This is a genomic window from Coprococcus sp. TM115-187 (genome assembly GCF_027679115.1).
In the GTDB taxonomy this organism is placed as follows: Bacteria; Bacillota; Clostridia; order Lachnospirales; family Lachnospiraceae; genus Allocoprococcus; species Allocoprococcus comes.
The window spans coordinates 229,855-244,027 of sequence record NZ_JAQEKS010000001.1 but is presented as its reverse complement, the minus strand read 5'-3'; the positions used below and the strand labels follow the sequence as shown (position 1 = coordinate 244,027).

Sequence of the window (14,173 nt, the reverse complement as noted above, 5' to 3'; positions counted from 1 at the left end):
GAGAGTAATAACGATGAGAGATCTTAGTAGTAAATTGAAAAAGCATGTGGAATTGTTGATTTCTAGATATCCTGTTTTAGAGTGCTGTGAAGACAGTATTATTCGTGCATACTTTATGCTTGAGGAAAGCTACGCTGCAGGCCATAAGCTCCTTGTAGCGGGCAATGGTGGTTCTGCTGCAGATTCGGAACATATTGTTGGAGAATTGATGAAGGGATTTAAGCTTGCAAGAAAATTGGATGAAGCAATCTCTCAGAAATTGATTAATGAGAGTGAAGAACTTGGAAAGACTCTTGCTGAAAACTTGCAGGGAGCACTTCCAGCAATTGCGTTGGACGGACATCCGGCACTCTCTACGGCATATATGAATGACTGCGAGCCACTACTTTGTTTTGCACAGCAGGTTAATGGCTATGGGGCAGAAGGAGATGTGTTTTTAGGCATATCTACAAGTGGAAACAGCAAGAACATCTTGTATGCAGCGGTTACTGCACATGCAAAGGGCATGAAGGTAATTGGCTTGACAGGTGCCAAAGATAGTAAACTTGACGTTTTGAGTGATGTATGTATTAAAGTTCCTCAGACAGAGACTTATATGATTCAGGAATTACATCTGCCAGTATATCATTGCCTGTGTCTGATGCTTGAGGATAGATTTTTTGGAAATGAGTGACAAAATAAGGAGTTAAAAGTAAATGAAGAAAATCGGAGTACTGACATTTCACCGTGCAGATAGTTATGGCGCACATTTACAGGCATATGCTACAGTAGCCTTTTTGAATCAAGCTGGATATGAAGCGGAGCTTGTAGACTATACAAATCCATATGAACAACGATTCCGAAAAATTTTTTATTCGGAAAACGGTAGAATGACCGGTTTTCTTACTTCATTTGTTAAGGATGTTGTATTCAAAAAGCGATATTACAAGAGCAAGGCATTTGGCAATATAGAGCAGTACTGCCAAGTATCTAAGAATAAATATAAAACAAAGGAAGCATTGGATAATGCATCTTACGATGTGCTGGTAGTCGGAAGTGACCAAGTATGGAATCGTGAGATTACAAATGGTTTGGATGATACGTTTCTTTTAATGCATGGACAAGCGTCAAAAAGAATATCAATTTCTTCAAGTATGGGTTCTGTAACATTGACTGATGGAGAAAAGCGGATGTTTCGAGAAGCTTTTGAACAGTTTGATGCTATTAGCGTTCGAGAAGAGTTTGCAAAGATACAACTCCAAGAAACAACAGATAATCAGATTAAGGTGCTCATGGATCCTACGTTTCTGATCGATAAAGAAAAATGGATGCAGAATCTCGTTCAAAAATCGATTCAGTACAGGAAGATAAAAGAAAAGTACATTTTGACGTTTTTCCTTGCACCAGATGAAACCTATAAGTCCAGAATGACCAAACTGGCAAATAAATTGAAATTGCCGGTTTGGTCAATTCAATCCATTGCGGTTAAACGAATAGAAAGCGATAAAATAATTCTGGGTGCTACGGTGGCCGATTTTCTTGCATTAATTGCAAATGCAGAAGTTGTGGTTACAGATTCTTTTCACGGGACAGCACTATCTATTAATTTGGAAAAGAATTTTGTGTCATTTAAAAATAAGGGAAATCCTGTGCGAGTTATGACATTACTTGATGCGTTAGGATTATCAAACAGATTGGATATGAATGAAGAGGATTATTGCCCAGTAAATTATGATGATGTCAATCGCATTTTGGAACCACTGAGAAAAGACTCGAAAAAATGGATCATTCGGGCAATAGAGGGAGAGACAAATGGATAAAAAGAGAATTGCGTGGATAACTGCAACTTGTTTTTTGGATACAGATATTTATATTGTTCCTCTGTTGCAAGAATACTTTGATATCAATTGGTATATTCTTCGCAAAGAAAATGAAAAAATTGACTATTCAAATGAATTGGAATTGCTGAAAGACAAAGTTAGTCACTTTGAATATATATTGATAGGACGAAAAAACAGCAGTCCGGATGCATTGATGTGTTATGTTGAGTTTTTGAAATATATAAAAAAAAGCAACTATGATCTGATTTATACAGCTATGGGTAATATGCCTTTTTATACGCCGACATTAGGACTCCTTATAAACCCTAAAAATGTTGTCCTAGGAATTCATAACGTTACAGTACTTAAAGGCGGAAGTCATCCAATCATAGAAAAATTTTATAATTGGTTTGCAATTAATCGCTTTAAAAATTTCCACGCATACTCAAAGGTGCAATATGAAGAATTGAAAAAGCGTGTAAAAGGGAAAAATGTTTTGTATGCTCCATTTTTACTTAAAGATTATGGAAAAGCAATTCATACAAGGGCAGATACAAGAATTACATTTTTAGGATATGGAAACATACGTAGATATAAAAGATTAGATGTTTTGATTGATGCAGCAGAGAAAGCATTTGCGGAAGTGAAGATTCCGTTTAGAGTGATTATAGCCGGATCAAGTAGCAATTGGTCGGAATATCAAGAACATATTATTCACCCAGAGCTGTTTGAAACAAAAATTGGTAGAATACCAAACGAAGATATTCCAGAGTTGTTTGCAGAAACAGATTATGTTGTCATGCCTTATGAAAGCATTGCGCAAAGCGGCGCAATGATGGTTGCAATGAACTACGAAAAGCCGATTCTTGCATCACGTTTAGAAGCATTCGAGGAATATATAGAAGATGGAAGAAATGGGATTTTCTTCTCGCCTGCAGACGTTGATGAATTGGCTGAAAAAATGATTTATGTCTTGAAAAATCACAAGGAAATTTATCCTGAATTTGAAAATAATTTTAAACAAATAAAAAAGTCTAAATTTGATACAAATCAAATTGTAAAAAAACATAAGGATTACTTCGAAAAGGTGATTTCTATGTGTGAAAAGTGAGGAATTTTAGATGAGAATTTTGCATATAGCAACTCAAGCACCAGGGCATACGTCAGGAGGAGAGATAGGAACGCTTTTGTTTTCGTATGCATTAAACAATATTAATGCTGTAGTGGATTATATTGGTCCAGAGATAAAAGATAAAGCTATAGCATCTTGGTATAATAAAACCATATATCTTGAAAAATCTATCAATAAAATTGAAAAAGTATGGACTCTGATGCATTTTTATTTTGATAGACACTATCTTGGATGGAAAAGAACAAAGATAGATTATAATGAGTACCAAGTGATTTTTGTGGAATTCACAAAAATGGATTATTTTATCCGAGATATATTGAAATCTGGATACCGAGGCAAGATTATTGTTCGAGCACATAATGTCGAGCATGATTTCTTTAAAATCAATTTTACAGCACATAAGACTTTTATGAACGGTGCCAAATATTTGATTTCTAAAAAACGCGAAGGTTATATGATTGCAAATAGTGATCTTGTTTTAGCAATTACTGAACTCGATAAGAAGAGGCTAATTGAGCTATATAATGTATCACCTGATAAAGTGCAAATTTTCCCTGTTGCTGTTAATTTGGCAAAAGATACTAAGGTCTTCAATGGTAAAATTAGTGAACGAGTTAAATGCCTGATTACAGGATCTCTTTGGTTTGGCCCGAATGCAGATGCAACAGTGTGGTTTTTGAAGGAAGTTTATCCAGCTGTAAGAAGTATTTGTGATCTTACAGTGGCTGGTTTTAGACCGAACGAGCGAGTCAAACAGTCCTGTCAGGAAAGTGGAGTAAAGCTGGTGGATTCACCTGATAGCATGGAACCATATTTTAACGAAACGGAAATGGTTTTGGCACCGATTTTTGATGGTGGTGGTATGAAGGTGAAAATTGCAGAGGCTCTATCTTATGGCCTTCCGGTTATGACAACAGATCACGGAAATATAGGATATGATTTGATTGATCGCAAAAACGGTTTTATCGCAAATACAGCGCAGGATTTTATTTCAGATATTAAATTTTATTATGGATTAGACAATGAGGCAAGGACTTTAATTCTAAAAAATTCATGGGAAACTTATGTAGAAAAATTCAGTCTGAATGCAGCTACTAAGCGGTGCGATGAAATCATTTGCAATATTACAGCAAAGTAAGAAGAAGGGTTTGTCATTGATTGGCAGTGAGAATGGGAGATAAGGAGAATGAAAATACAAAAAAATGTTAAATTGGCAACCAAGACAACTCTTCACATAGGCGGATATACGAAAATTTTATACCTGCCTGAAAATGAGGAGGAACTCATTCATATTGCTGCCGAATTGTATGAAAAAGAGGGAAAGGTCTATTTGCTTTCTGGAGGTTCAAACTTATTAATCAATGATCAAAGAGAGTTTGAATCTGTAATCAGTATGAAAGAAGCATGTACTGAATTGACGGATTTAGGAAATGGTCGATTCTATATAGGTGCTTCAAATCGTATACAAAAAGTTATTTCATTTGTTAATGAACGAGGGTATGGTGGTTTTGAAGAACTAATTGGACTTCCGGCAATGTTTGGTGGCATTATATGTATGAATGCTGGCATAGGTGGAGAAAGTGCGCCGCTTTTTACAATCGCAGAGTTTGTGAAAAAAGTAAAAGTTTTTAATCTTGAAAAAAAGGACATCGAAGTGATTGTAGCGAATGATTGCGGCTTTTCACATCGAACCTCAATGTTTCAGAGGGGAAAGTATATAATCTTGGGTGCCGAAATTGTTTGTCAGGTAATTAATGATAAAGAGTCTGATAGGAAGAAAAGAGATAGACTTACGTTTTGTAAAGCAAATTTTGAGTATGGCAAAGGTTGCTTTGGTTCTTGCTTTTCAAAATGTAATGGAAAACTGTTGAGGTTGATATCTATTTTATATCCTAAAAATATAGAAGGGGTTCATTTTGGAAAAAACACCTGCAACTGGTTGGTGAATGGTGGAAACGGCACGTTTGAAGAGGCTTATAAAATTATAAAAACAAGCGAGAAAGTTCACAAACTTTTGCATCAGGATATTATGTGTGAAGTTGTGATTTGGAAATGACTTTAATATGAGGATTAAACGTATTTTGCAGAAAGGTGGGAATGAAATTGAAGGTTAGATATAGCTCTATTATTAAATTTAATATTTTCCTGCTATTGACAATGCAATTGGGATATACAAAGCTACTTGGAAATGTTTTTCCTATTTTTTCAACAAGCTATATATCAAATCCGTTAGTAATGTTTTATTTGGCAATAGGGTGTATTACAATTCTATTATCATTGTTTTATTCTGAAATGGGAAGCAGAATGATTTCAATAGAATTTTTGATTATGTTGATAGTGGTGACTATAGGACTGATTAATACATCGGAAAAATATAGTGTCGATTTTATTTTTATTGCTGCATCCGCATTGAATTATTTGTATTTCTTTTTGGCGCTTCCAGTATATAAGATCTTACGATTAGAAAGAATAGAATTTAGAAAATTCCTTAAGATTTTGACTTTCCTATGTGCAGGATCATATGTTATACGAGGAGCTATTTCACTGTATTATGTAGCAACTGGAGTAGATATACTTCCGGCAATCGCATTGGAAGGAGCAGCTGTAGGGTGGATTAGGAATGGAGTGCTCAGAATAAATCCACCTTGTTTGGGACTGATATATTTGCCGATAACGTTTTATTTGTATTCAACCGCTGAAAAATTAAAGCAAAGAGTATTGTATGTCGGAATGATAGTGCTTGGCGTGTGGTATATGACGTATATTACGCAGGCACGCTCCATGATGATTTATCAAATTTGTATATTGATTCTTTTGCTAATGCTTAAAAATAAGCCGAATAGCAGAAAAGGTATCATAGGAACGGCACTGTTAATATGTGTGGTAGTATATTTGATTAATTCACCTGCTGCGGAGAAATTAATCGCAAGTTTTTCTGCCTCAAACACGGAAACAGGTGCATCAACAGTAGCTAGATTTAATGCAATTTCATACTTTGGAATGCAATTTTTACAAAAACCATTGAGTGGGATTGGATTACTATTAGGAAGGGATACGAGAACCCCTATAGGAGGAGATATTTCAGACATAGGACTGCTAAGAAGCGTATACATGCTTGGAGTGGGAATGGCTCTTCTATATCTGGTGATATTTATTAGGGGTGTTTATGTTGCATATAAGGCAAGAAAAGTTGATTCTAATATATCGCTACTTGTATTAGGAATGACTTTGCTTATTATATTAACAAATATTAATATTGATTCTTTTTGGGATATTTTTGCTTTTGCAATGCCGTTTTATATATCAATTGTAGAGTATTCCATGTGTAGAATAAGGATGATTCAAGAAAATGAGGAAGTATAAATGAGCGTTAGGGACATAGTCAATAAGGCGTTGAGAAAGAGCCTATTAATACCATATTGTATAATAAATAAAATGAAAAAAGACGGTACGGACTTTTTTATGTCAGAGGCTTGTCGCATTGCAGAAAATGACCGATATCAATTAGCATATCGAAAAATTCCAAAAAAATTGGATGATGCACACCTGTTTGATTATCCAGCAAGTGCATCATATGCTATTGTTATGCAAGGACCCATTAGAACAGAAGAAAAATTTACCGTAACAACTGTCGCATATTACAAAAAAATGTATCCGAGTGCATATATAATAGTATCAACATGGGATGATGAACCCAAAGAGGCTATTGATCAAATAAAAGCAATGGGAGCGTACGTTGTTTTAAATTCAAAGCCGACTTGTACGGGTACATTGATGGTAAACTATCAATTGACGAATTCACTGGGTGGCATCAAAAAGGCGGCGGAACTGGGAGCAAAATATGTAGCCAAGACGAGAACGGATCAAAAAATTTGTAAGTCGCATTTTTTGGATTATTGTAGGGCATTGATTCAAAATTTTTCTAAAGAGACAGTAGCGGAAAATGAGACAGGGCGAATAGTCGCATTGTCTATGGCATATGGAAACCTTTTTTACCCATATCTAATTAGTGACTTTTTCTATTTTGGAAAAACATCTGATATGTTAAAACTTTTTTCTATCCCTTTAGATACGAGGGAACGCTATGTCGAAATAAAGAAAAATGCAACAAAACGCGAATTTTCTAAATTAATGATTGCACCAGAAGTCTATATAATGAAAACGTATTTTCAGACGCTTGGATATGCAGGTGATGATACAGTTAAAGATTATTGGATGGGAGTTAAAAATAATCTTATTTGTATCAGTATGAAGGATTTAGATATTGTGTGGCCGAAGTATGAAGAACGTTATAGACTGCACCATTATTATGGGGACTATTTTGAAAGCGATTCAGCAGAAAAATTAAAAACAGAAAATTTTGATTTTGAAAACTGGCTTAATCTTTATTCTGGAATATTGCAGTATAGACCGGAATATGAAAGGTATGCAGATGTCATTTTTAAATAGAGATGAGAGGAGTATAGCTATATGGCAGAGAATTTTAGGGTAATTATTCCTAGTGCAAAGCTCGTACCTGAAGAATTACAAAAATTAGGAAAGTTGCCTGCTATTATTTACCCGATTAATCAGAGAATAACATTTGATTATATTTATGATCAATATAAAAATTTACACACAGAAGTAGATATTATCTGTTATGAAAATGCAGATAAAGTTGAAAGACGATTGAGAAAAGTACTTGGAAATGGGATTAAGTTAAAAAGGTTGCCGGAACTTAAGGATCTTGGTTACACTATTCTTTATGCTATTGAAGATATAGATGAGCCTGTTGTAATTAATTTTGCAGATACTATTGTCATGGATCCAATTACTGATATTTGCGGTGATGCGGTTTTCTATCAAGAAGATTATATGTCGGAGACTTGGACATATTTTGATGAAGAAAGCGGGAAAATCACACATATATATGACAAGGAAGCTATAAATGAGGAAATAAAGAAGAAACTATTTGTTGGTGTCTTCAAAATTACTAATACACATGATTTTAGAGAGTGCTTGAGAGATGCAGTTCAAAAAAAGAATAAAAAAATGAACTCTTTTTATCATGCACTAGAACTTTATAGCCAGAAACATCCTATGCAAGCAGTATTGACGCACAATTGGTTTGACATTGGACATGAGGATAAGTACTATAATTCAAAACTTGAGGTGCGCGCTAGAGAGTTTAATCATATTACAATTGATAAAAACCGCGGCATACTGAAAAAGACAAGTGATGATAAGGATAAGTTTATCGGTGAGATTAAATGGTATTTAAAGCTGCCTGCAGATGTTGAGTATGTCAGACCTAGAATTTTTGATTATTCAACATCTTATGTTAATCCATATGTTTCTATGGAGTATTATGCATATCATACTGTCCATGAGTTGTTTCTCTATGGCGATTTGACATTGCAGCAATGGGTAGATATTTTTAATCGAATTCGCTTTGTGTGCGATGACTTCAAACGCTATACGGTGAAGGATGCAAGTATCCGATTGGCACTGGAAGAGATGTATTTGACGAAAACTCTGCAGCGCTTTGAAAAGATGAAGAAAGATGAACGATTTTTAACTTTCTTTGAGTCACCGATAACAGTGAATGGAAAGAAATATCGGCCTTTGGAGAAGGTCATTGTAGCATTAAAAAAGGCAATACCAGAGATGCTATATGATGTGGATACTTTTAGTATTATTCACGGAGATCTGTGCTTCGCCAATATTATGGTGGACTCAAATTTTTCTTTTATTAAAGTGATTGATCCGCGCGGTAAATTTGGCACATATGATATCTACGGTGATTTCCGCTATGAACTCGCAAAATTGTTCCATAGTGTAGATGGAAAATATGATTTTATTATAAAAGATTTATTCGATCTTGATTATAACACCGAGACATCCTGCATTAATTATTGCATTCAAGATCGTAAGAGAGAATTTGATTTGTATAAAGTGTTTCTGGATACGTTTGCGGCAGAAATCGGCAATGATCTCAGAAAAGTCGAACTAATAGAAGCGTTGCTCTTCCTGAGCATGATCCCACTTCATGGTGAGAGCATTAGACACCAAATGGTTATGCTGGGAACTGGATTGGAAATTCTAAATAGAGTGGTTAATATACAGGTTGAAGGAGAAGAAAAGGATGTTTGATGAATATTCGTTTGTTTTTGATATAGACGGGACATTGTGCCCGATTAAGAAAAAAGATGAAAAGTATGAGGACTTAGTTCCGTACAAAGAAATGGTGGAAAAATTGAAATTTTACCATGATAACGGGGCCAGAATTGTTTTATTTACATCTCGAAATATGAATTCCTATAACGGGAATATAGGGCTGATTAATAAAAACACTGCGAAAGTGTTGTTATCGTGGCTGGACAAGTGGGACATTCCATACGATGAAATTTTATACGGCAAACCGTGGCCAGGACATAAAGGTTTCTATGTCGATGATAGAACCGTTCGCCCGGATGAATTCCTAAACTGCTCAGTGGATGAGTTGAATGAAATTTGCAATAAATCTAAATGCAAAGATTGAGAGGAAGAAGCTAAATGGACATTATAATTACAATGGCAGGTTTGGGTAGCCGTTTTCGGAAAGTAGGATATAATTGCCCCAAATATATGATTGAAGCTAAAGGTAAAACTCTGTTTGACTGGTCTATGGACAGCTTGGTTGGTTATAATAAGCATGTCGACAGATATGTGTTTGTTGTCAGAGCGGAAGATCATGCAGAGGAATTTATTAAGAAGCATTGTGCTGCATATGGAATTCATGACGTGAAAATTGTTGAATTGGATCATATGACGGATGGACAGGCAACGACTTGTATGCTGGCAATTCCTTACTGTGACGAGAATGATTCCATTATGGTGTACAATATTGATACTTATGTAGAGCCCAATGAAATGAAATATGAAGATATTTCAGGCGACGGACATATCCCGTGCTTCCATGCAGATGGAGATCATTGGAGTTTTGTAAAGCTGAATTCGGAAGGAAAAGCTGTAGAAGTACGAGAAAAGAAGCGTATCTCTGACAATTGTACATTAGGTGCTTATTATTTCTCATCTGCTAAATTGTACAAGGAACTCTATGAGGAGTATTACGCAGATGAGAGTCACTTAGAGAAAAACGAGAAGTATATTGCTCCTCTTTACAATTTTATGATTGAAAAAGGTATGCCCGTAACAATCAGCATTGTTGATGCAAAGAAGGTTCATGTTTTGGGAACACCGGAGGAACTGCAAGTTTTTTTACAGGAGAATTAAGATGTTTGAAAAAGTAATAAGAGGAGTTCAACGGCGACTAAAGGAAGCTAGAAAAGGAATACAACTTATTTGTTCGGACCTTCTTCAGAATTGGCTTGCTGCAGGAGTGGCATGCCCGATTAAACTCAGACCCATTTTATATCGTCTAGCTGGAAATAGAATTGGGAAAAATTGTTATCTTTCTCCAAGAATCTTTCTGGGTCCCGGACCGGGAAAATTGTCCGTTGGGGGGGGACATTCGTTAATTACAATTGCTGGTTTGATTTAGGAGATGACATTGAAATCGGTGAAAATTGTAATATTGCTATGAATGTCCATTTTATTAATGGAACACATGAAATTGGCGATGAAAACAGACGCGCAGCTAAGGGGATTACAAAACGTATTGTGGTTGGTTCTGGCTCTTGGATTGGCGCTGACACAATAATAATGCCCGGAGTGACTATTGGAAAAGGTGTAGTTGTTGGAACAGGCTCTCTTGTAACAACTGATCTTGAAGACAATGCCATTTATTTTGGAAGACCAGCACGTCTATATAAAAAGTTATAATACTGCAATGAAGAAATGAGGATAGGTGGATGCAACACACAGTAGAAACAATAAAAAATAAGTATATAGGAATGTCTAAACCTGTTAAAGCAGCATTTTGGTTTACCGTGTGTAGCTTCTTACAGCGTGGTATTAGTATGATAGCAACCCCTATATTTACGCGGTTGCTTTCAACAGAAAATTATGGCCTATATAGCACATATCTTTCGTGGGAAACCGTATTGATGATGCTTGTTACGCTTAGCCTGTATAAGGCTATGATGAACTTGTATGTCAAATACGAGAACCAGGAAATGGTTCTGTCAGCAGTATGTGGATTAGAATTAGTATTGTCTTTAACATGGCTGGTTATTGGAATAAGTTTTAGAAATTTGGTTGCAGAATGGTTAGGGTTGTCCCCTCAACTGGTCTGCTGCCTTTTTGCTAGTTTTATTTTCCAAGCTGTTGTTCAATGCTGGTCATTATACAAAAGATATATCTATGATTATAAAACACTCGTGGCTGTTACACTGTTGTCCACAGTTGGCTCGACCCTATTTGGAGTTGTTGCAGTAGTTTTTGTCAGTCCTACTGCAGAAGCGAGAGTTCTTTCGAACACAATTGTAATGGCACTGATAGGAATAGTGCTGTATTGTTCAGTGTTTAAAAAAGGAAAGAAATTCTATGACAAGAAAATTTGGCTGTTTTCATTAGGATTTTGTATCCCGCTGATGCCACACTATTTGTCAGAATTTGTTTTACAAAGTTCCGATAAGATTATGATTAACTATTTATGTGGCCCAAGTGATGTGGCCCTATATAGTATTGCATATTCCGCAGGAAGTTTGATAAACCTTATTACAAATGCAATTAACGCTACTTTCGCGCCATACCAATATCAGAAATTGAAATCTGGCGAATATAAAGTTATGGCTAAGAGAGCGGATCAGGTTTTGTTTTTTGTCGCTGCAATGTTAGCTGTAATTATGCTTTTTAGCAGAGAAATTGTGTTGATATTTGGCGGAACAAAGTATATTGATAGTGTTGATGTAATTATTCCGATTTGTATAGGTGTCTACTTTAACTATATGTTCCAACTGTTTGCAAGAGTACAGGAATATTATGAAAGAAAATTAACGGTTGTTATTCCGTCAATCCTATGTGCAGTGCTTAATTTGATTCTGAATTATATTTTCATAAAACTTTGCGGGTATCAAGCCGCAGCCTATACTACGTTCTTTTGCTATGCATTATTTTGCTTTATTCATTATTTGTTCTACAAAAAGGTGTGCACGGAAGTTTTAAACGGTACGCAGCTTTATGATGTTAAAGGACTTCTTGCAATCTCGATAGGTGTAGTGCTTGCGGGTGTTGTGATTACATTTATTAACAAATTGTTATGGCTGAAATATACTATTTTGATTGTAGCCTTTGTTGCACTCATTATTTATAGAAAACGTGTTTATAGAATAGTAAAATCTGTTCTTGGAAAGTAAGAGGAAGCAAAATGAAAACAGTGATAATGGCCGGAGGGCGAGGAACTCGAATATCTGAATTGTTTCCTGATATTCCGAAACCTTTGATTCCAATTGAAGGTGTTCCGGTTCTTGAACGAGAGATTGTCTCGTTGAGAGATCAGGGATTTAAAGATATCATTATGACTATTTCCCATATGGGAGACAAAATTATGAACCATTTTGGAGATGGCTCTAAACTTGGAGTGTCAATCCAGTACTACAATGAAGTTACACCGCTTGGAAATGCAGGTGCACTTTTTAAATTGCGAGAGCAACTGGGGGATGAACCGTTTCTACTTCTGAATGCAGATGCCGTTTTTGATGTAGATTTTAACCGAATGGTTAGATTCCATCAGGAGCATGGTGGATTGGTGACATTGTTCACCCATCCGAATAACCATCCGTATGATAGCGGGCTCATCATTGCGGAAAAAGATATGTCGGTTCAATCTTGGTTGGCGAAGGAAGATGCTCGCCCGACATATTATAAAAATAGAGTCAATGCAGGTCTGCATGTGATTGATCCTAAAGTCCTTGATATGGTGGCAATTGATGCAGATAAAATCGGCACTGTGGATGAGATAACAGGAAAGACTGTAAAAGTTGATTTAGATCGTCAGCTTTTGAAACCGTTGGCTGGAACTGGTAAGATGTTCTGCTATGATTCGCCAGAGTATGTAAAGGATATGGGAACACCAGATCGCTTCCATCAGGTTGAAGAGGATTTCAAAGCAGGAAGAGTATCGGCTAAGAATCTTTCAAACAAGCAGAAGGCTGTGTTCCTCGACCGGGATGGTACGATCAATAAATATGTTGGGTTCCTTAGAAACATTAATGACTTTGAGTTGATTGATGGCGTGGCAGAGGCAATCAAGAAAATCAATGCGTCTGGTTATCTTGCAATTGTAGTCACAAATCAGCCTGTTATTGCTAGAGGAGAGGTGACGTTTCAAGAACTGGAAGAAATCCACAATAAGATGGAAACAGAACTCGGCTTGCAGGGAGCTTACCTTGATGCAATCTATTATTGCCCTCATCATCCACACAAGGGATATGAAGGTGAAGTACCAGAATTGAAGATTGAATGCGATTGTCGTAAACCGAAGCCGGGAATGCTACTGAAAGCGGCTGGCGATTATAATATCGATCTGAGTCAGAGCTATATGATTGGCGATGGTGAGAATGATATTAAAGCTGGATTGGCGGCTGGATGCAAAGCAGTTCTGGTTAATGGAGATGGAACAGATGCCAAGAATGAAGATTTTGGACATGTAGACACACTGTCCTCTGTACTGGAGTTTACAGAGAAATATCTGTAAGATGCAATGGATAAAGGTATAGAAGTAGTAAATAAGATCATCACAAACATCCTGACAGCTCTTTATGAGCCGTTTGGGTTCTCACTCCTGCTTTCCTTCCTCGCCATGTTTTTCTATCTTTATGCTTATGAATCTATTGGAGCAGGCAAAGGCTGGAAGAATGCCATAGTGACCTGGTATCAGAAGTTCAAAGAGAGCGTGTTCTTCAGAAAACTATTCTTCTTGGCCTTTGTGACTTCACTTATTCTGTTCCGAACCTTGTTAAACCGTCAGCTGTGGATGAATCCTTTATCCGATGTCATGGGTGGCTGGGGCATCTGGGAGACCGTGAACGGCGAACAGAAGCTGACCACCGAGTGCATCGAGAACGTGATCATGATGGTGCCGTTTTCAGCTATAGTGATGTGGACGTTCGGAAAGAAGATAGGAAACAGTTGGAAGAAGATACTGTGGCAAAGCGGTAAGATAGCATTTATCTTTTCTGTAAGTATTGAGATGCTACAATTATTGCTTCGCTTGGGAACACTCCAGCTATCAGACATCTTCTATAACACAGTCGGCGGAGTGCTAGGCGGATTGATGTATTGTGCGTTGATGAAGGCAAGAAAGCGGCTGTAAAACTGG

The 14,173-nt window shown here is 36.5% G+C and carries 15 protein-coding genes; all 15 read left to right on the top strand.

Features of this window, described 5'->3' with window-relative positions; genetic code table 11:
* Nucleotides 1-13 precede the first annotated feature (13 nt).
* The 15 genes from PGW42_RS01195 to PGW42_RS01125 are packed head-to-tail and all read left to right on the top strand — an operon-like array spanning nucleotide 14 to nucleotide 14,167.
* Nucleotides 14-673, top strand: a complete 660-nt coding sequence (locus PGW42_RS01195) for a D-sedoheptulose-7-phosphate isomerase (RefSeq protein WP_270203465.1) — start codon at nucleotides 14-16, stop codon at nucleotides 671-673.
* A gap of 22 nt (nucleotides 674-695) precedes the next feature.
* Nucleotides 696-1,799, top strand: a complete 1,104-nt coding sequence (locus tag PGW42_RS01190) for a polysaccharide pyruvyl transferase family protein (protein ID WP_270203464.1) — start codon at nucleotides 696-698, stop codon at nucleotides 1,797-1,799.
* Nucleotides 1,792-2,910: a glycosyltransferase family 4 protein gene (locus tag PGW42_RS01185; RefSeq protein ID WP_270203463.1), complete on the top strand. Its 1,119-nt coding sequence runs from the start codon at nucleotides 1,792-1,794 to the stop codon at nucleotides 2,908-2,910. Before PGW42_RS01190 ends, PGW42_RS01185 begins: the two co-directional genes overlap by 8 nt.
* A 10-nt stretch (nucleotides 2,911-2,920) precedes the next feature.
* On the top strand, nucleotides 2,921-4,069 hold the full coding sequence (locus tag PGW42_RS01180) for a glycosyltransferase family 4 protein (RefSeq protein ID WP_270203462.1): 1,149 nt from the start codon (nucleotides 2,921-2,923) through the stop codon (nucleotides 4,067-4,069).
* Between the two features lie 48 nt (nucleotides 4,070-4,117).
* Nucleotides 4,118-4,987 carry an FAD-binding protein gene (locus tag PGW42_RS01175; RefSeq protein WP_270203461.1) on the top strand — a complete coding sequence of 290 codons (870 nt, stop codon included), beginning with the start codon at nucleotides 4,118-4,120 and terminating at the stop codon, nucleotides 4,985-4,987.
* A 47-nt stretch (nucleotides 4,988-5,034) separates the two neighbouring features.
* Complete coding sequence (locus tag PGW42_RS01170) at nucleotides 5,035-6,294, top strand: hypothetical protein (protein ID WP_270203460.1); 1,260 nt, start codon at nucleotides 5,035-5,037, stop codon at nucleotides 6,292-6,294.
* Entirely contained in the window at nucleotides 6,295-7,380 is a 1,086-nt protein-coding gene (locus tag PGW42_RS01165) for a WavE lipopolysaccharide synthesis family protein (protein WP_270203459.1), read from the top strand. It begins immediately after the preceding gene.
* A 21-nt stretch (nucleotides 7,381-7,401) separates the two neighbouring features.
* Nucleotides 7,402-9,063 (top strand): capsular biosynthesis protein, encoded by a 1,662-nt coding sequence (locus PGW42_RS01160; RefSeq protein ID WP_270203458.1) that lies wholly within the window; start codon nucleotides 7,402-7,404, stop codon nucleotides 9,061-9,063.
* Nucleotides 9,056-9,451: a capsular biosynthesis protein gene (locus PGW42_RS01155; RefSeq protein ID WP_270203457.1), complete on the top strand. Its 396-nt coding sequence runs from the start codon at nucleotides 9,056-9,058 to the stop codon at nucleotides 9,449-9,451. Before PGW42_RS01160 ends, PGW42_RS01155 begins: the two co-directional genes overlap by 8 nt.
* Nucleotides 9,452-9,465: 14 nt before the next feature.
* Nucleotides 9,466-10,185 (top strand): glycosyltransferase family 2 protein, encoded by a 720-nt coding sequence (locus PGW42_RS01150; RefSeq protein ID WP_270203456.1) that lies wholly within the window; start codon nucleotides 9,466-9,468, stop codon nucleotides 10,183-10,185.
* 1 nt (nucleotide 10,186) lies between these two features.
* Entirely contained in the window at nucleotides 10,187-10,453 is a 267-nt protein-coding gene (locus tag PGW42_RS01145; protein WP_270203455.1) for a hypothetical protein, read from the top strand.
* A gap of 38 nt (nucleotides 10,454-10,491) precedes the next feature.
* Nucleotides 10,492-10,734, top strand: a complete 243-nt coding sequence (locus tag PGW42_RS01140; RefSeq protein WP_270203454.1) for an acyltransferase — start codon at nucleotides 10,492-10,494, stop codon at nucleotides 10,732-10,734.
* Nucleotides 10,735-10,763: 29 nt separating this feature from the next.
* Nucleotides 10,764-12,209, top strand: a complete 1,446-nt coding sequence (locus PGW42_RS01135) for a lipopolysaccharide biosynthesis protein (RefSeq protein ID WP_270203453.1) — start codon at nucleotides 10,764-10,766, stop codon at nucleotides 12,207-12,209.
* A gap of 11 nt (nucleotides 12,210-12,220) precedes the next feature.
* Complete coding sequence (gene gmhB / locus PGW42_RS01130; RefSeq protein WP_270203452.1) at nucleotides 12,221-13,549, top strand: D-glycero-beta-D-manno-heptose 1,7-bisphosphate 7-phosphatase; 1,329 nt, start codon at nucleotides 12,221-12,223, stop codon at nucleotides 13,547-13,549.
* Between the two features lie 6 nt (nucleotides 13,550-13,555).
* The gene (locus tag PGW42_RS01125) at nucleotides 13,556-14,167 is read left to right on the top strand and encodes a VanZ family protein (RefSeq protein WP_270235096.1); all 612 of its coding nucleotides are present in this window, start codon (nucleotides 13,556-13,558) and stop codon (nucleotides 14,165-14,167) included.
* Nucleotides 14,168-14,173: the final 6 nt, after the last annotated feature.